Below are 17,223 nucleotides of genomic sequence, written 5' to 3'. Positions count from 1 at the left end.
AAGCCGATCCACGTCGTGGACGAATGAACATGCCGACCGAGCAGGCGCCCTCGGCCAATCCGCGCGCGGCGAGCGCCGCTCGCGAGGCGCGCAGCCGCCCGGACACGGGGTAGAACACCTCGGTTCGGCGCGGCTGCCCATGTCCTTGTCCTGGTTGGACAGCCCTGTGCCTTGGCTTTCCATTCGTTGGGTGATTCTCTTGTCAGCCAGCAAATCCACCGTATACTGATTGTGAGTCGCGCTCCTGCCGTCCGCCATGTCGTCCTGAGGCGTGTCGCAGCGCTCGTGTCGATTCGCCGGATAAGGCTCCGACCATTCCAGGTCCGTTCTTGCGATGCCCTGGACGGCGCGCTCGCCGCTGGTGCTTGCGAGCTGAGCGGACATGGCGCTGAGGGGGAGCGCCGCTGCCGTCGCTCTGCTGCGAGGCCCGGCGGAGCGGCGGCGGACGGCGCGCGGGGTTGTGTGGAAGGGAGGGGGAGATGCTGCGGTTTCACCTGGTGACCGATGTCGCCGAGCTCGTCGCGATGCGTGGGGCGTGGGAAGAGCTGATGGGGCGGAGCGGCATGAACGAGCCGATGCTCACGCCGGACTGGATGCTCGCCTGGTGGCGCGTGTTCGGGGCGCAGGGCCGCTCGCTGCGCGCCGCGCTCTTCTTCGATGGGTCTCGCCTGGTCGGCTTCGCGCCGCTGCTGGAGCGCCGCTGCCGGCACCGCAGCGGCATCGTGTTCCGCCGGCTGGAGCTCATCGCCTCGGGGGAGGATCAGGCCGACGAGGTCTGCTCTTGCAACCTCGGCGTCATCGCCGAGCGGGGCGCCGAGGCCGACGTCGCGCACGCGCTCGCCCGCGCGCTTACGGGCGCGGCGCTCGGGGCCTGGGACGAGCTCGTGATGCCGGCCATGCGCCCCGACGGCGCGCTCGCCGTGATCCTCTCGCGCGAGCTCCGGCGGCACGGCATCGACGCGCGGATCGAGGTCACGGACGCCTCGCCCTACATCCCGCTGCCGTCCAGCTGGGAGAAGTACCTGAGCGCGCTCTCCGCGTCGCGCCGCTACCTCGTGCGCCGCTCGACGCGCGATCTCGAGGCGTGGGCGGGCGGCACGCTGACGTTCGATCGGGCGAGGACGCGCGCGGAGCTCGAGCGCGCGCGCGAGATCCTGCTCCGCCTGCACGCCGAGCGCTGGTCGGCCGATGGGCGCGCCGGCGTGTTCGCCTCGCAGCGCTTCCGCGAGTTCCACGACGAGGTGATGCCTGCGATGTTCGAGCGCGGCGCCCTCGATCTCGCGTGGCTCTCGGCGCGCGGCGAGCCCATCGCGGCGCTCTATAACCTTGTCTGGAACAACAAGATCTATTTCTACCAGTGCGGGCGCAGGGTCGACCTGCCGAAGGGGCTCCGGCCGGGGACCGTGATCCACGCCTTTGCCATCCGCGCTGCGATCGCGGAGGGGCGGCGCGAGTACGATTTTCTGGACAGCCCTTGCCAGTACAAGCTGGCCCTCTCGCTATCGGCGCGGCCGCTCATCGAGCTCCGGGCCGCGCGCCCCTCGGTGAACGACAGCGCCCGCCGCGCCGCCGAGCTCGCCGCGCACGAGCTCCGCGCGCTGAAGCGGCGCGTCCTCGCGACGTGGCGCGCCGCAGCCGGGTCGCTCGCGCGCGGGCCCGCGGATGGGCAGGAGACCCCGCGCGGCGAGCCCGCAGTCGCCCAGGGAGATCCCGCCATCGGGAACATGGGAAGAACAGCTCAATGATCTCCCCACCTTCATGGAAGCTCTCGCCGGGGAAATGCGACCGCTGCCCGGCGTCGCGGCGCGTCTCTCGCGGTGGCCTCAGAGGCCGACGGTGGCCCGGAAGAGCTGGCCGTGTCCCTCGATGGCGTAGCTCCCCGACGAGAACGGGACGAAGATCGAGCCCCCCTGGCGGAGCTCGCGGGCAGCGCCGCGCGCGTCGACCAGCGAGGCCTGTCCCCGGGTGCAGAGGACGATCTCGGGGCCTCGGCGGTCATCGGTCCTCCAGGGGACCGCGGCGTCGAGGTCGATGCGGGAGAGCCGGAACTCCGGCGCTGGGGTGTCATAAAAGGACTCCACGCCCACCTGGCGCGGCACGACGGGCTCGACACGCCACGGCGCGAAATCGAGGACGCGAACGAGCTCGTCGACGTTGACGCGCTTCGGCGTGAGCCCGCCGCGCAGCACGTTGTCGGAGCTCGCCATGATCTCGATCCCGACCCCTTGCACATAGGCGTGCAGACGGCGCGGCGGCAGGTACAGGGCCTCGCCCGGCTCGAGGTGCACGTCGTTGAGCAGGAGCGCGATCACGACGCCGACGTCGCCCGGGTAGAGCTCGTGCAGGCGGAGCGCCCAGCCAGCGGCCCGCGCGAGCCATCCGCCCGCCTGGGCGCGTGCGCGGCACGCCTCGACCACCGAGGACACGAGCTCTCGCCGGGCGGCCGGTTCGAGCGCGAGCAGGCCCTGGACGAGCCGCGCGACCGCGGCCGCGTCGATCACATCGGCGCCGCGCGGGACGAGCGCGTCCCCTGGGCCTCGGGCGAGGAGCTCGAAGACCTCCGGCAGCGCGGTGGCCGGCCGGAAACCGCAGAGGGCGTCGAACGGGGTGAGCGCGCAGATGAGCTCGGGTTTGTGGTGCGGGTCGCGGTAGGTGCGCTCGGGGGCGTCGACCGGGACGCCGGCGGCGTTCTCCGCGTCGAACCCGCGCCGCGCCTGCGCTTCGTCCGGGTGTGCCTGCAGCGACAGCGGCTGGTCGGCCGCGAGCACCTTGAGCAGAAAGGGGAGCCGAGCGCCGAAGCGTTCGCGCGTCGGTCCGCCGAGGAAGGCGTCGGCGTGCCTGGAGATGGCGTCGATCAGGCGCTCTCGACCCCCGTCGAGCTCGATGCACGAGGAGGCCGCCGGGTGGGCTCCCATCCAGAGCTCGGCTTGCGGTTTGTCGGAGGGGCGCTGTCCGAGCAGCGTCGCGATGGCGTCCCGGGAGCCCCAGGCGTACTCCTGAACACGGTTCTCGAGCGAAAACATGGGGATAGCGTGCTCCTGCAAGGCGTCACCCTACCTCATGGCACCGGAGAAATCAGCTCTTGAGCGGGCTGTGAGGAGGCGCCGTTCCGGCTTTACGAGGTCGTGCGGGCGCTCTACGCTCGCCGGATGACGATGCGCCAGGACGACGCGAGGTTCACGCCCATCCTTGGAAGGCTGCGCGACGCCGCGCTGGCCTATCCCGAGGCGGTGGAGGAGTTCCCCTGGGGCGACCGTGTCGCCAAGGTGCGCGGGAAGATCTTCGTCTTCCTCAACACCCACGAAGGGAAGCTCCATGTCACGGCCAAGCTCCCGCAGTCGGGCGAGGCCGCGCTCATGCTGCCGTTCGCGGAGCCCACGGGGTACAACCTCGGCAAGAGCGGCTGGGTGACGGCGCGCTTCGGCCCGAAGGATCGCGTGCCCGAGGCGATGCTGCTCGAGTGGATCGAGGAGAGCTATCGCGCTGTGGCGCCGAAGCGGGCGTTGCAATTGCTGGATGGGGCGGCGCTGGCCTTGGGGAACGCGGGGAAGGCTGCGGCGAAGAAGGGGACTCCCGCCAAGAAGGCGGCGGCGGAGCAGGGGTCTCCCGCCAAGAAGGCTGCGGCGGAGAAGGGGTCTCCCGCCAAGAAGGCTGCGGCGAAGAAGGGGTCTCCCGCCAAGAAGGCTGCGGCGGAGAAGGGGTCTCCCGCCAAGAAGGCTGCGGCGAAGAAGGGGTCTCCCGCCAAGGAGGCGGCGGCGAAGAAGGGGTCTCCCGCCAAGAAGGCGGTGGAGAAGGAGAGCCGGCGAAGTCCATAACGCTTGTGAACGCGGCGGCGCCAGCGGACGCGGCCCGCGAGCCCGGCCGGTGAGGCTGAGTGCGTTCGCCGCCGCCCCCGCGCGTCGAGACGGACTCTACACGCCGACGGAGGAACATCGATGCGCCACCGCGAGCCATCCAGGGATGCGTCGACCGAGCCACAACCGCAACCCGAAAGGCCTCCTTCTTCCCCACCGCGCTGGCGCCGGCTGCGGTTCTTCGTGCTCGCCGTCGCCGTGCTCTACCTCCTCGCGGTCGCGTCGATCTGGCTCGCCCTGCCCATCGTGGGCGACCGGTGGTGGCCAGGGACGCTCTTTCTCTTCGGCCCGCGCCAGATCGTCGCCCTACCTCTCCTCGTGATCGTGCCCGCCGCGCTCCTCGTGCAGCGCCGCGCTCTCCTCCCGGCGGCGCTGGCATCGGCGATCGTCGCCGGACCGATCCTCGGTTTCACGCTCTCGCTCCGCGCCCTCTCAGGAGCCGCCGACGGCGCCGATCTGCGCGTCGCCTCCTTCAACACGGGGAGCCGCGCCATGAACATCGATCGACTCAAGGGCTTCGTGGCCGAGACCCGGCCCGACGTGCTCGCGCTGCAGGAGTGCTCGGCGCCGGAGCCGGAGCTGAGCGCAGCGTTCCCGGGGTGGTCCGTCCACGTCGAGCAGGGGATGTGCCTTGTGAGCCGGCACCCTCTCCTCAAGGTCGAGTCCAGGGATCGTCGCGACGTCTGGGATAAAGGCGGCCACGGCGCGATCCTCCGCTACGCCATCGCGCTGCCGGACGCGCCACAGCCGAGCTCAGGGCAGCCGCGCGGGACCCGTGTCTTCAGCCTGCTCAACCTGCACCTGGAGACGCCCCGCGAGGCGATCGAGGCGCTGATGCACGGCCTGTGGAAGCAGGCAGCGGAGCACGACCGCGTCATCGCATTGCGTGTCTGGGAGTCCGAGCTCGCACGGCAGTGGGTCGACGAGGCGCCCTATCCGGTCGTCATCGCCGGCGACTTCAACATGCCGGTCGACAGCGCCATCTACCGGCGCTTCTGGGCAGGCTTCGAGAACGCGTTCTCGCGCGCCGGCCTGGGGTTCGGCGCGACGAAGCGCACGCGCTGGTTCGGCGTCCGCATCGACCACGTGCTCGCCGGGCCTGGCTGGACGACCGAGCGCGCGTGGATCGGCCCGGATCTCGGCTCGGATCACCGCCCCATCGTCGCCGATCTGCGCTGGAGCGGCACCCCGCGCGAAGGGCGGGCGGAGCGCTAGCGCGGCGTCGCCGCGAGGACGAGCGGGGGCGGTTCGAGCCGGCCCGTCATGCGCGCGCGGGGCGCGGGCCGCACAGCGGGCGCAGCGCCTCGCGCTCGGCCGCGGACAGCACCGTGATGGGGTACTTCGGCTTGCCGCTCGCGCGATCGAAGAACGGATGCGGCCACGCCTTGCCGCGCAGCTTCCAGCCGAGCAGCTTCCGGGCCACGTGCGCGAGGAAGCGCACGCTCGGCCTCAGCGACCCGGGCGGCGGCTCGCCGATGGCGAACTTGCCCAGGATCGCGCCGCGCGGCGCGCCGAAGATCTCGTCGCACGGGCGCGCGCTCGGGGCTTGCTGGAACAGCTCGGTGGTGATGCCGATGAACGGCAGTCGCGGCGTCAACGTGTTGCCGAGCGGCGTCTTGCAGCAGCTCGCGTACCAGCGATAGAGGCCCTTGGGCGCCAGCCGCGCGGCGACGACGAACTCGTCGCCGCGGTCGAAGGAGACCGCCGAAGGAGCCACCTGCACGATGTCCGTGCCGCCCTGCTCATCGAGCAGGTCGGCGCGGCCGAGGTGGTGCAAGAACGCCTGACAGTCGTCGCAGTAGCAGACGGCGCGGTTCACCGCGTCCGGCGATGCACCGCGCAGCCATCCGTGGACCTTTCCGCAGCGACACTGGAGCTCGACGTCTCTGGACATTCGGCTCGCATAGCACGGCTCGACGCGCGCCGCGCGCGCTTCTCATCGTCAGCGGTCGAGGAAGTCCATCAGCCAGGTCATGGCCGGCCGCATGGTGCCGTTCGACTGCTGGAGGCCCGTGTTGGCCCTCCAGGTGGAGCCTACGATGTAACCCCACAGCGTGATGCCGGGGACGGACGGGTGATTCCAGAACATCGTGAACTGTTCCTGCATCACCCGGCGCTGCTCCTCGTCGTTCGCGATGCCGATGTCGTACTCGGTGATGTACACGGGCTTGCCCAGCGACGCGAGCTTGTCGATGTACCCTTTCACCGTGTTGGTGTTGAGCTTGTATGCGTCGTGGGCCTGCGCGCCGAGCGCGTCGACGGGGGCGCCCGCGTTGATCACCGCCCTCGCGATCCGCATGAAGTTCTGGTGATCACCCTCGTACTCGATGTTGTTGTAGTCGTTGAGGATCAGCTTCGCGTTCGGGCAGAACTCGCGAGCCCACTTGAAGGAGTTGACGATCCAGTCATAGCCGCTGGCGCCGTCGCCGCCGATGCCGTTCTTGTAAGAGGGCGTCGTGTGGGGCGGCGGCTCGTTGACGACGTCGATGTACTTGGTGTCGGGGTAGCGCGTGCAGAACGACCGCATCCAGTCCCTCACGGCCGCCTGCTGGTCCGACCCGGAGAGGCCCGCGAGCCAGTCCGGCTGCTGGCTGCCCCACACGAAGGTGTGCTGCTTGAACGGGATGCCGTTGTCCTTCGCGTACTTGTAGATCGCGTCGAGCTGCCTCCAGTCTTTCTGGCCGCGCGTCCTCTCGACGGAGCCCCACTTGCCCTCGTTCTCGGGCGTGATCTGGTTCCAGTAGTTCGCGAAGCCGGTGCGCACGGCGCCATTCGTCGTGATGTTGCCCACGAACTTCGCTCCGGTCGGGGTGCCGCCTCCGGAGCCGCCGGAGCCGCCTGAACCGCCCCCGCCACCGGAGCCGCCTGAACCGCCCCCGCCGCTGCTCGCCGAGGAGCTCGAGCTGCTGCTGCTCGATGAGGAAGCGCTCGTGCTGGTGCTCGAGCCTCCATTGCCCTTGACCGAGACGATCGTGGGGCTCCCGGTGCCGCTCGCGCAGAACCCCCATGACGTCGAACGGCCTGCAGCGACCGAACCGTTGTAGCTCTCGTTGGTGACGTTCATCTGCCCGCCGGACGTCGTGTAGCGCGCGTTCCACAGGCTGGTCACCGTGGCGCCGTTGAGCCCGACGACCAGACCCCAGGACGTGGCCGGGCCGTTGCTCGTGTTCGTCACCGTCACGTTCGCGCAGTACCCGCCGGTCCATTGCGACTGGAACGCGAGCTCGGCCTTCATCGTGTTGTCCGGGCTGCTCAACCCCGACTCGAGGGCGTCGCTGTCCTCCAGGTCAGCAGGCTCCATGGCGCAGGCGACCAGGCAGCACGCGAACGAAAAGGAGACAGTGCCAAGTAAGCGATTGATATGCATAAGGTCCTCCATGATCCGGCCGGCCGAGCCGCAGGGTTGTGCTCAAAGCGAATAAGTAAAATAGAGTTGCGCCTGCGAGCCCTGCCGCCCATCGGGTCGAATTTGTAAGATTGCGGCCGGAGCGATACGCGATCGACAACGGCCGTTGCACGATCACACCGTGACTGTCGAAGCAAGGTTTACACATGCCATGCGCGGCGCGAGGCGATGCCGAGCATGGCATATGACTTAAGCATGCAACTGGGAACCGATGTCAAGCGCTCCGCGCGATCGGTTTCCTGATACAGTCACGTTGCATTCACTGGGCCGCGACGGAACGACGTGCGTGCCGTCCGCCCTCCTGAAGCTGCGACGAGGATTCGATGGCCGAGCTGTGCGCTCAGGGGGATACCGTTGCTCCCGCGGCCTGCGGGCGCGAGGTCAGAAGCCCGGGCGGATGTGTGGCCCGCGGGCCGCGCTCACCCCGCGGGGTGTGTCTCGGCGTCCGCGCAGCAGCGGAAGCCGACCTCGTAGCCGTAGTCGTCTTCCTTGTGAAAGGTCGTCATCGGGCGGCACTGGCTCCGGATCGGACCCCACCATCCGCCCTTGAGCCCGCTGCGGTAAGGGGCCTTCTGATCGGTGCGCACCACCCACTCGTTGACGTTGCCGTTCAGGTCGAAGACGCCCGCCCACGAGGCGCACTCCGCGCGCCCGCCGGCCGGCTCGCGGCCGTCCAGGCGCGCGAGCTCGGCGGCGCATCGCGCGTTCTGCTGGCACGCTGCGTAGTGGAGCAGCCGCTGCGAGTGGTCTGGAAAGCGGTAGTCTCGGTCCTGATTGCACGTCTCGGCGTTCCGCTCGTAGCCGTAGACGTAAGGCAGCGATTCGGGGCCTTCGCAGGCGAAATTGAACTCGGCCTCGGTGCAGAGCCGCTTGCCCTCGGCCGCGCAGAGCCCTGCGGCTTGCTCCCACGAGGTCAGCGTGCGCGGCAGCGCGCCCGGGACATTCGGGTATTCGTACCGGTCCATGCAGAACGAGAGGTGCTCGGTCTTCTCGGCGACGCACCGCGACGGCTCGCGGAATCGCAAGCATCGGGCGGCAACCCCCGGCTCGCCGTGGCGCTTTGTCCATTCGGGATGGTACTCGAGGCACTCCTGCACCACGGCGCTGCAATACTCGCCCTCCACCCGCACCATCCCGTCGGGGCAGCCCTGGGTCGAGCCGGGCAGCGCGATCGGCACCTCGATCATCGCCGGCTGGTCCAGCGGCTCGTCGTTCTCCGCGGCCGGGGGCTCGGCCGGCAGCGGGTCCGTCATCTCCGCCTCCGTCGCCGGCGTCTCGACCGGCAGCGGGTCGGACATCTCCGCCGACTGCTCGGGAATCTCGGCGTGCCGGGCGTCGCCTCCACCTCCGCCCCCGCTCCCGCCGCTGTCCGAGGGACCGGAGCAGCTCAAGGTCGCAACGCCGAGCAGTGTCAGTACCGTGAAACCCAGGATACGCACGTTGACCTCTTCCCACGTTTGGCTACATCAGCCTACAGACGTGGGCCAAAATTGATGCTGACCCGGGCTCGCCTCGATTTCTCGCGAGCGTCGGGAGCCATCCGGAGGCACTGCAAAATCTCGGCCTGCCTCCGCACCCCGGAAAGCCGGGCTACAGGGCTGTTGGCCGTGGCTTTGTCCCGTGGCGTGGCCGCCCGGTGGTCCAGGATGGCCGGCCAGCGCGGCCACCCCGGGCACATCGGCCAGCGCGCGAACTGCGCGCCCTGCGTCCTCTTGCGCGGCTGGCTGGTCGCCGGCCGCCGTGGGCGCTCCGCGGGAGTCCGCTCGATGGATGGGGCTAAGCTACGTTATGGTGAATACCACGAGGTAATGAGGTGCCCGTTGCGGGCGTCGAGGCCAGGGCCGCCGCGTCTACGCGGGGTTCCCCTCGTCGTCCCACGTGGAGAAGCCGTGCGCGTCCGGATGATGGGTCTTCACCACGCAGAAGCGCTGGCCGGTCGGCGCCTCGAGCACCCACCACGTCGAGGCCTGCGTGATCCGCTTGGCGCCGAGCCGCTCGAGGCGGCGCACCTCGGCTTCGACGTCGTCGGTCTCGATGTCGAGGTGAACGCGGCTCCCGTGCTTCACGCTCTGCACCTCGACCGAAAGATCGCGCGCAGACGCGTCCAGGCGGACGTAGGCCTCGCCATCCTGGCCGCGCGATCGCATGCCCAGGGCCGCGCTCCAGAAGCGGGCGGCGCCATCGAGATCATCGGTCCGGCAGTCGATGATGAACCCAGCCAGGCGACTCTTGTGCATGCGCTCTGCTAGCACGGCCACCACGCTGCGGCCGCGACCCGATGCGCCCAGGTGAGATTGCTGCCCACGCACCAGTCGATGGGGTGCGTCGCCGTGGTCAGAGGTCCAGCGTCGGCTCCTGGAGCATCAGGCTCACGTCCGCCACGCCGGGCAACGCCTGCAGGCTCGTCACGAGGCCGGCCCGCATGTCGGGGTGGCGAACGCGGATCTGGTAGGCGTGCTCCATGACCGTGCCCTGCGCCGCCTCGCGCAGGGTCACGAGCGAGAAGGTGCCGCAGTGCTCGCGGAGGATGCCCGCGATCGGGCCGGAGATCTCCGCGCCGGCCTGGCCGGCCGGCGCCACGAACCGGAGCAGCCCGTCCGGCTGCCGGCGCGACCCGTAGCCGGTGACGTGGAGCAAGAGCGTCGCGACGCCGAACATCGCCGCCCCCGCGATCGCCGCGCCGTAGGCCCGCGCGCCGCTCGCCATGCCGATGGTGAGCGACGCGAAGACGAACACGACGTCGCGCGGGTCGCGCATCGTGGTGCGGAACCGGATCGCGGAGACACCCCCCGCGATCCCGATGCCGGCCGCGATGTTGTTGCCGACGGCGAGCATGAGCGTGCACGTGATGATGCTGCCGAGCGCCATGCTCTGGACGACCGTCCGGGAGTACGAGAGGCCGCGGAACGTGAGCATGTAGACGCCGGCGATGCCCTGCGTGAGCCCGAAGGCGACGAGCAGGGCGACGAGCGCGTCGCGCCACTCGACGGCCTCGCCGTGCGAGAGCGCTGCAAGCCAGTCCATCATTGCCACCCTGCGACCCGGGCCGCCCGCACCTCCGGGAGCATCAGCTGCGCGGTGACGCTGTAGCAGTACTTGGAGAACGAGTGCCGGACGAGGTCGAGGCGCCGCACGAGCGCCACCATCCACGCAGGCGGCCTGCGCTCGAACTTGAGCTCGAGGACGCAGACGGGCTCCGGCGTCTGCGTCTGGACGGGGTGATCGACCGGGCGCCACCCCCCGTCGGTGGCGTCGAGATCCAGCGTCTCCCTGCGCTGACAGACGATCTTCCGGTCGAACGTCAGGCGCGCGTAGCTGTCGAGGGTGCTCTCGTACGCCTCGCGCTCATAGTCGACAAGGAGCATCGGCCTGAGGTCGTGGCGGTGGAACGCGCCGATGAACTTCTCCGCGCCCTTCCGCGCGTTCGGCGCGAGCCGATCGAGCGAGGGGGGGCGGCCGGGCGCGAGCAGATCGCGCCACTCGCTCGCTGGCACCGCCGCGCGCGACTTGATGATCACATCCTGGACGCGCCGCTTGACCTCCAGGAAGGCCGGGCTGGTCTTCCCGGGATAGGTGCGCACCCGCAGCTTGAAGCGGTCGCGCTGCTCGCGGGCGTTGGCCCAGTAGAGGTCGAACCCGCGGGTGTCGAGGTAGAGCGACCGGATGCGGTACACGCCGCCCGGGCCGGCGTACCGGTCCAGCCGGCCGATCGCGCAGGCGGTGGCCCGGATCGCCGGGACCAGACGCTCCGGTACCAGGTATTTGAACTCGTATCGTTCGATGACGTCCAGGACTCTCGCCTCCTCGGTCGTCAAGGGCAAGCGCGCCGCGCAGCTGCGCGTCGCAAAGTTGTTACGGTAACCGCGCAATAATGACACAAATTTCGCCGGCGTCCGCAAGCGGAATCCATGACCGCTTCCCGAGATCTTTGCGCTTTCCCTGCAACCTGCGCGCCTGCGGCTGCGCCGCGGGGGGAGCGCCCGGCGCGGCTCGGGGCCCGCGCCGGCGCTGCTCCTTGCCGTGGGCCGACAGGGCTCGGGGTCGGCGCCAGCGGGGGCCTTCGGCTGCCGGGGTGACGCGGGCCGGCGCGCTCCCCGGCATCGGCCCGCGCCGCGCGCGAGCGGAGGTCGCTGCCTGTTTGTGCCACGAGCGCCCAGCTCGTGATCGCACCGTCATGAGTCGATGTCGTGAGCGGCTCCTCGCGAGGTGCGCCGCCTCTCGGCCGCGCAGCCGCTTCCGATCCCCGATTGACCCGATCGATCGATCACGCGCGAAGTTGTTGAAGGCCGCCTGGATCCAGGCGAGATCGTCGAACGATCCGCATGCGTCAGGTACCCGACCTCCTCGCCGTCCTCCAGCAGATCGTGCGGCGGGCCATGGCCGTCGTGCCGCACGCGCCGCGCGGGAGCCTGCTGCTGCGCGAGGGCGACCGCCTCGTGGCCCGAGCGCTTGTCGGGTTCGACGCGGTGCCTGGGGTCTCCTCGCGCGTTCCGGTCGGCGCGGAGGTCGAGGGGGGCGCGCCCGGCGCGGCGGCGCCCTCCGACGGCGCGCACGCGAGCCGCATCGTCGATGCGCGGGCGTGGTACCGGACGTACCTGCCTTTCGCGCTCGAGGCGGGCTGCGGCGTCCCCGAAGGCGCCGGGGTGCTGGTCGCGCCCATCCAGCTGTGCGGCGAGCCGGCCGGCTATCTCGCCATCGAGCTGGCCACCATGGAGTCTCCGGGCGAGGAGCGCCGCGCCACGATCGAGGTCCTCGCGGGCACGGCCGGAGATGCGCTGGAGCGGCACAGGCTCTATGACGACAAGGCGAGCGCGGCGCAGGAGATCCGCCTGTTCGAGCGGCTGCTCCACGCGGTGGGCACGACGCTCGCGCTGCACGACCTCATCGAGACCATCGCGCACGGCATCAAGAGCGTGCAGCTCGATCCGAGCTGGGACACGGTGGAGATCTGGCTGCTCGAGGAGGACCGCGTCGGGGACGGCCCCGGGCTCGCGCGGGGCGACCTCTGCGCCCGCGTCTACCGGGCTCCGGCGTCGGAGCCGACGACCTACTTCCAGAACGTCCGCGCCGGCGCGGACAGCGCCGCGCGGCCCCTCGGCGTCTCCATCGACTGGCGGACCGGCCACGGCGGCGAAGGCGACGGCTCTCAGCGCGCCCTGCTCGATGAGGCGATCGACCGGCGCATGTCCGGCATCATCGTTGCGCCCAGCAACCCCGAGAGCGCGGAGGACGCGTTCCGGCGGGCGGCCGAGAGGGACATCCCGGTCGTCGTGATCGACACGCCCCCGCTCCCGGGCAGCCGGGCGCCGCTCTACATCGGGACGGACAACGTGGCGTCGGGCAGGTTGGCGGCCGAGGTGATGAAGCGGCTGCTCCCGGGCGGCGGCGTCGTCGCGTCCCTCGGCGCCGTGGGGCTCGCGCTGAACATCCGCGAGCGCGTCGATGGCTTCTGGGCGGCGGCGCTCGGATCGAACCTGACGGTGCTGCCGACGATCCCGTGCGACTGGGATCAGGAGACCGGGACGAGGCTCGCCACGGTGGCGCTGGAGGGGCGGCCCGACGTCGCGGGCGCCTTCGGCGCCGCGGCGGACAACGGGCCGTCCTGGGGCCGCGCGGCGCGAGCCCTCGGCAGGGCCGGAGATCTCAAGGTCGTCGGCTTCGATCTCGTCGCCCGTACGGTCGCCCTGCTCCGGCAGGGGGCGATCCACGCGACGATCGTCCAGCGCGAGGACGACATGGGCTTCCGCGCCATCGAGACGATCCACCGGATGATCACGCGCGGCGTCGGGCCGACCCTCGCCGAGCTGCCGCCTTCCCGCGTCCTCCACACCCGCGTCGACTGCGTCACCCTCGAGCAGACGCCGTGGTCCACGACGCTGAGCGATTACCTCTCTCTCGAGGCCGCCCGCCGGGCCGCGGCCGGGAACGGCGGTCGGATCGCGCCCGTCACCCCTGCGATCGAGGTCATGATGATCGGGCTCCCGCCCCCCTCGAGCTCCGTGGTCGAGGACCAGGTCTCGATCCCGGCGCGCTCGCTCGTGCGCCGCGCGATCGCGGCGGGCCGCCCGGTCGTGATCGACCCCGCCGAGGAGGGCGTGGACGCCGCCCTGCCTGCCGCGCACGACGGCGCGCGCACGGCCATCGCGGTGCCGCTGCAAGGCCGCGGCGACGTCCTCGGCGCCCTCGTCCTGAGCAGCGCTCGCAGGGAGGCGTGCGGCGCGTGCGACGTGGCGTTCCTGGTCCGCGTCGCCGGCACGGTGGCGATCGGCGTCGAGAACGCCCGCCTGCTCCGCCGCGCCTCCGCGCGGAGCGAGGAGCTCGAGCGCGCGAACCTGCAGCAAGCGGCGATGCTCCAGACGATCCGCGAGCTCTCGAGCCCCGTGGTGCCCATCGCGGACGGCATCCTCGTGATGCCCGTCGTGGGCGTCATGGATGCCCAGCGCTCCAGCGACTTCATCGCGTCGATGCTCCGCGAGATCGACGCGACGCGCGCGCACGTCGTGCTGATCGACGTCACCGGCATGGCGTTCGTCGACGCGACGGCGGCGTCCCGGCTCGTCGAGGCGGCGCAGGCGGCCGCGCTGCTCGGCGCCGAGGCGGTGCTCGTCGGCATCCGGCCGGAGGCCGCGCAGATGATGGTCCGGCAAGGCCTGGACGTCGGCTCCATGGTGACGCACGCCAACCTGGCGAGCGGCTTCCGCCATGCGCTCTCGAGGGTGCGCCGCCGCGAGGCGAAGCGCGGCTGACCGCGCGGCGGCTACTCTCCTGCCCGCGGCGCGATCACCCGGGGCACGCCGCGGCGCAAGCCGCGCCGCCGCAGTCGACGCCGGCCTCGTCGCCGTTCTTCACGCCGTCGGTGCATGTGGGCTCCTCGCAGACGCCGCTCCAGCACACGCGGCTCAGGCAGTCTGCGCCGGTCTCGCAGCCCCCGCCTGGCGGGCAGCGCGGGCAATATTGCTTGCCGCAGTCGACGCCGGCCTCACGGCCGTTCTTCACGCCATCGCTGCACGTCGGGATCATGCAGCTTCCGTTCGTGCACACGCCGCTCTCACAGTCCGTGGCGGCCTCGCAGCGCTCGCCCGATGGGCAGGGACGGCATGAACCGCCGCAGTCCAATCCTGTCTCGCGGAGCCCCTCATCTCGTGCGCCGTTCACGCAGTGCTCCGGCACGCACCAGACACCATCACACGCGAGCCCGCCAGGGCACAGCGGCGTCGGGTCTGTGTCCACGCACTGCACGCACGCGCCCTCATGGCATCGTCCGGCCCCCGAGGCGGGACATGCGACACCATCCAACAGGAGATGTCGCGGCTCGTCGATGTCGCAGGCGTCGAGGGTGCACTGGTTGCCGTCGTCGTAAGGGTCGACGGCCGCCACGCTGACCACGCGGCCGTCGGCCGTGCACTCCTCGACCTTGCAGTCGCCGCGGATCTGCGAGGCGATCGGGCCCCGCTCGATCTCCACGACGCACGCGCCGTCCACGCACCTTCCCACGCCGCACCGCGGGTCCGGCGGGCCCGCGCAGTCCGCGTCGTCCTCGCAGCCCCCCGGCGGAACCGGCACCCCCGAGCCCGAGCACTCCTCCGTGCCCTCGGCGCACTCGTCGCAGGTCCGGCACTCCTCGAAGCAGTTCGGCGTGTCGTCATCGCGCGCGCAGCAGATGACCTTCCCCGGCTCGCCACACTCGCAGTGCTCGTTGACGCAGATCGTGCCCGGCACATTCTGCTGGTCCGACTGGCAGTGGTCCGTCGTCGCGCACCTTCCACCCACGTAGGGCCCATCGCCGCAGGCAAAGAAGGTCGCCGAGGTGATGAGAAAGAGCAGAGCAGCAGCACAACGCGCGATGGGTCTACCCATGCGTCCAGTCCTCCGGCACGAGGCTGTGGCGCCGGCACCCAGGCGGCCCCAATCCGCCGAGGTGTCGTTTGCCAGGTCGTCTCGGGGCGCAGTATGCCGCGGTCAGGCGGCCGCCGTCACGCAAGTTTTCGCAAGATCGCGCAGCGTGCGAAGCGGCCTTCGCTCAGAGCAGGCGCAAGTTCGAAGCGCACATCAAAACGTGCTCGTCAACGTAAGCCCCTTGGCTGACACCGTGATCTCTGCCGGCCCGCGCGGATAGAACGTGTAACCGAGCGTGGCGGCCAGGACGGCCCCTCCCGCGATGAGGCCGGCGAGGCCCACGCCCCGGTAAGCGATCGCGTCGTCGTAGGCCGACGCCGACTGCTGGCAAATCGGCCGGGTCAGCCGGAAGCAACGGTTCGGCCCTGCGGAGAGCGCAGCGGTGTCGCCCGCGTCGTCCTTCTTCTCCGCGCCGACGAGCATCACGCCGCCGATCGCCGCCAGGGTGGCGGAGAGCCCGAAGCCCCCGGCGACGAGCTCCGGCCGCGGCCCGGGCCGGGGAGGCGGCGGAGCGAGGGGAGCGAGGGGGGAGACACGGGGGCCGGGGGGCGGCGCCGGCGCGCCTGCGGGCGCGGCCGAGGGGCCTGGGAGCGGCGCAGGGACGCCGGCGGGCCGGGCAGCGAACGTGAGCACGACTTCCCGCGCCTCGCCGCGCGGCACGTCGATATCGGCCGTCGCGACGTTGCCGTCCAGCACGGCGCGCACCACGTGGTGGCCGGGGGCGACGGGGATGGGCTTGTCGCCCTCGAGCTCGGCGGGCGCGCCGTCGATCGTGATCTTCGAGCCCGCGGGGGCGATCACGTGGAGCTCGCCGGCGAGCTGCCGCGCGCGGGCCAGGTCGCTGAGCCGCGACGCGACGAGCGCGCGCTCCGCGGGCGTCCTGGGCGCGCGCATGATCTCCTGGCATAGCGACAGCCAGCGCACGGCGGCCGGCGCGTCGCCGAGCCGGAGCGACAGCGCCCCGATGTTGCACGCGGCGACCTGGGCGCGCTCCAGCCGCCAGACCGCCATCCACAGGTCGCGCGAGTCGGCGAGCCGATCCTCGCGAGCGGCCGCGTTCGCCTGCGCCATGAGCCGGGCGACCGCCTCCGGAGGGGCCTCGGCGCGACCCTCCGCCGCGCCGGCCAGCAGGGCGATGCACAGCGGGAGCGCGGCGACGCGGCGTGTGTTCCTTAACACGGGTGCGGATCTCCTTGGCCGAGCCTCGGTCTGAAGGGCCGCTCCGGAGCGAGGGCCCCGGGCGACGGCCCCACGTACCAGAAGGAGGCTGTCGGTGGAAGCCCCGGAAGCCGCCGGGATGCCGGGGGGGCAGGCGATGAGGGCTGGCCAGGCGCGAGCTCGGTGCGCTGTGGCGGAGCGCGCCAGATCTCTTGCCGGGATCGAGGGCTGATAGCCCGGCGATGCTTTACGATGTCCGTGTCGATGCCTGGCGCGAGGTGGGGCGAGCGGGCAGCCCTACTTGACGAACACCAGCAGCTTCTTGACGCCGTCGACGTCGAACACCTTGACCGCGACGACATCGCTGACGTCGACGTCGTTGTTGCTGAGGACGTCGCCGACCTTGATCCCGTTGGCGACGTCGACATCCTCCAGCACGTTTTGCAGGTTGAGGATCTGGAGGTTCACGATGAGGTTGTTCAGCGTCTTGTTCACGTTCACGAGCTGGTCGCCCGTGAGGATGTCATCGAGGTACACGATCTTGATGCTGTCGACGTCGATGACCTCGTCATTCAGATCCAGGACATCCGTGATCAGGACAGGGATGGCCACGAGCGCGGCGGTCAAGTTGCCGTAGTCCGGAAAGTCGGAGGCGGACGGGACGTCATAGCTCGCCAGCGCGGTGGTCGACACGCCGAGAGCGACGAGAGCAGCGCCAACGCCCGAGAGAACGCGAGACTTGAGAGGCTTCATCTTGTATGTCCTCGAAAATTGGGTTTTCGGTTTGCTGCTATTTTTGCTCAGAGCGCGGCGCGCCGGTCTGTCATCTGCCTGTCACTGTGCTGTTCAGCCGATCGTATCGTCGGGCGGCTCGGCACCCTCCGATGCGCGCCTGTTTCGAATTGGCTC

General features: G+C 70.7%; 14 protein-coding genes. 4 read left to right on the top strand and 10 right to left on the bottom strand.

The features are described from left to right. Window positions 1-479 precede the first annotated feature (479 nt). The gene (locus tag WMF22_RS25465) at window positions 480-1,745 is read left to right on the top strand and encodes a GNAT family N-acetyltransferase (protein ID WP_438031465.1); all 1,266 of its coding nucleotides are present in this window, start codon (window positions 480-482) and stop codon (window positions 1,743-1,745) included. 78 nt (window positions 1,746-1,823) lie between these two features. Here the strand turns inward: WMF22_RS25465 and manA are convergent, their stop codons facing one another. After that, the gene (gene manA / locus WMF22_RS25460; RefSeq protein WP_438031464.1) at window positions 1,824-3,023 is read right to left on the bottom strand and encodes a mannose-6-phosphate isomerase, class I; all 1,200 of its coding nucleotides are present in this window, start codon (window positions 3,021-3,023) and stop codon (window positions 1,824-1,826) included. 126 nt (window positions 3,024-3,149) lie between these two features. Between manA and WMF22_RS25455 the strand changes: the two genes are divergently transcribed. Both WMF22_RS25455 and WMF22_RS25450 read left to right on the top strand, forming a co-directional pair. Then, window positions 3,150-3,815, top strand: a complete 666-nt coding sequence (locus WMF22_RS25455) for an MmcQ/YjbR family DNA-binding protein (RefSeq protein ID WP_438031463.1) — start codon at window positions 3,150-3,152, stop codon at window positions 3,813-3,815. Between the two features lie 222 nt (window positions 3,816-4,037). Then, window positions 4,038-5,069, top strand: a complete 1,032-nt coding sequence (locus WMF22_RS25450; RefSeq protein WP_438031462.1) for an endonuclease/exonuclease/phosphatase family protein — start codon at window positions 4,038-4,040, stop codon at window positions 5,067-5,069. Window positions 5,070-5,115: 46 nt separating this feature from the next. On the opposite strand, the gene WMF22_RS25445 is transcribed toward WMF22_RS25450, so the two are convergent. The 6 genes from WMF22_RS25445 to WMF22_RS25420 all read right to left on the bottom strand — a co-directional run bounded on the left by WMF22_RS25445 (window position 5,116) and on the right by WMF22_RS25420 (window position 11,081). Next, window positions 5,116-5,748: a DUF6151 family protein gene (locus WMF22_RS25445; RefSeq protein ID WP_437292594.1), complete on the bottom strand. Its 633-nt coding sequence runs from the start codon at window positions 5,746-5,748 to the stop codon at window positions 5,116-5,118. 48 nt (window positions 5,749-5,796) lie between these two features. Beyond that, on the bottom strand, window positions 5,797-7,221 hold the full coding sequence (locus WMF22_RS25440) for an endo-1,4-beta-xylanase (RefSeq protein ID WP_438031461.1): 1,425 nt from the start codon (window positions 7,219-7,221) through the stop codon (window positions 5,797-5,799). Between the two features lie 458 nt (window positions 7,222-7,679). After that, window positions 7,680-8,699, bottom strand: coding sequence for an SUMF1/EgtB/PvdO family nonheme iron enzyme (locus WMF22_RS25435; RefSeq protein ID WP_438031460.1), 1,020 nt, complete (start codon window positions 8,697-8,699; stop codon window positions 7,680-7,682). Between the two features lie 411 nt (window positions 8,700-9,110). Then, window positions 9,111-9,497 carry a VOC family protein gene (locus tag WMF22_RS25430; protein ID WP_437292591.1) on the bottom strand — a complete coding sequence of 129 codons (387 nt, stop codon included), beginning with the start codon at window positions 9,495-9,497 and terminating at the stop codon, window positions 9,111-9,113. 97 nt (window positions 9,498-9,594) lie between these two features. Then, window positions 9,595-10,287, bottom strand: coding sequence for a DUF4956 domain-containing protein (locus WMF22_RS25425; protein ID WP_437292590.1), 693 nt, complete (start codon window positions 10,285-10,287; stop codon window positions 9,595-9,597). Beyond that, window positions 10,284-11,081: a polyphosphate polymerase domain-containing protein gene (locus WMF22_RS25420; RefSeq protein ID WP_437292589.1), complete on the bottom strand. Its 798-nt coding sequence runs from the start codon at window positions 11,079-11,081 to the stop codon at window positions 10,284-10,286. The genes WMF22_RS25425 and WMF22_RS25420 overlap by 4 nt, the downstream gene beginning before the upstream one ends. Window positions 11,082-11,582: 501 nt before the next feature. Here WMF22_RS25420 and WMF22_RS25415 point away from each other — a divergent pair. Then, window positions 11,583-14,006 carry a substrate-binding domain-containing protein gene (locus WMF22_RS25415; RefSeq protein ID WP_438031459.1) on the top strand — a complete coding sequence of 808 codons (2,424 nt, stop codon included), beginning with the start codon at window positions 11,583-11,585 and terminating at the stop codon, window positions 14,004-14,006. A 34-nt stretch (window positions 14,007-14,040) separates the two neighbouring features. On the opposite strand, the gene WMF22_RS25410 is transcribed toward WMF22_RS25415, so the two are convergent. The 3 genes from WMF22_RS25410 to WMF22_RS25400 all read right to left on the bottom strand — a co-directional run bounded on the left by WMF22_RS25410 (window position 14,041) and on the right by WMF22_RS25400 (window position 17,067). Further along, on the bottom strand, window positions 14,041-15,117 hold the full coding sequence (locus tag WMF22_RS25410; RefSeq protein ID WP_437292587.1) for a hypothetical protein: 1,077 nt from the start codon (window positions 15,115-15,117) through the stop codon (window positions 14,041-14,043). Window positions 15,118-15,309: 192 nt separating this feature from the next. After that, window positions 15,310-16,335 carry a hypothetical protein gene (locus tag WMF22_RS25405; protein WP_438031458.1) on the bottom strand — a complete coding sequence of 342 codons (1,026 nt, stop codon included), beginning with the start codon at window positions 16,333-16,335 and terminating at the stop codon, window positions 15,310-15,312. Window positions 16,336-16,611: 276 nt separating this feature from the next. Further along, complete coding sequence (locus WMF22_RS25400; protein WP_437292585.1) at window positions 16,612-17,067, bottom strand: hypothetical protein; 456 nt, start codon at window positions 17,065-17,067, stop codon at window positions 16,612-16,614. Window positions 17,068-17,223: the final 156 nt, after the last annotated feature.

It is taken from the genome of Sorangium sp. So ce204, from assembly GCF_051526795.1.
GTDB lineage: Bacteria > Myxococcota_A > Polyangia > Polyangiales > Polyangiaceae > Sorangium > Sorangium cellulosum_B.
The sequence above is the reverse complement of the archived record's forward strand: the minus strand, read 5'-3'. Positions and strand labels throughout refer to the sequence as shown.